General features: G+C 73.1%; 1 protein-coding gene. It reads right to left on the minus strand.

The annotated features are described in order from the left end of the window. Nucleotides 1–536: Asd/ArgC dimerization domain-containing protein (locus ACSNOH_RS35085; RefSeq protein WP_436725489.1), on the minus strand; the 536-nt coding region annotated here is incomplete at both ends.

Below are 536 nucleotides of genomic sequence, written 5' to 3' on the forward strand. Positions count from 1 at the left end.
GCCACCCCCGCCACCCCGAGCCCCAGCCCCTCCGGCAGCCCCAGAGCGATGTTCATGCTCTGCACCGCACCACCCGCGGTGCCCTTGGTGAGGTTGTCGATCGCACTCACCACCACGACCCGCCCCGCCGCCTCGTCCAGCACCACCTGCACCAGCGCGGCATTGGAACCCGTCACGGCGCCGGTCGAGGGCTGCTGCCCCGGGGGCAGGAGGTGGACGAACGGCTCGTCCGCATAGGCCTGTTCGTAAGCCGTGCGGAGCGCGTCGGCGGTCACTCCTGGGCGCACCTCGGCGCTACAGGTGGCGAGGATGCCGCGCGGCATCGGCACGAGGAGGGGGGTGAACGAGACCTTGACGGGCCGTCCGGCGACGGCGGAGAGGTTCTGGACGATCTCGGGCGTGTGCCGATGGCCGCCGCCCACGCCGTAGGCGCTGACGGAGCCCATGACCTCGGAGCCGAGGAGGTGCGGCTTGGCCGCCTTGCCCGCACCGGACGTCCCCGACGCCGCCACGACCACCGCCTCCGCCTCCACCAG

Origin of the sequence: Streptomyces sp. URMC 127 (assembly GCF_051386535.1) — a bacterium.
In the GTDB taxonomy this organism is placed as follows: domain Bacteria; phylum Actinomycetota; class Actinomycetes; order Streptomycetales; family Streptomycetaceae; genus Streptomyces.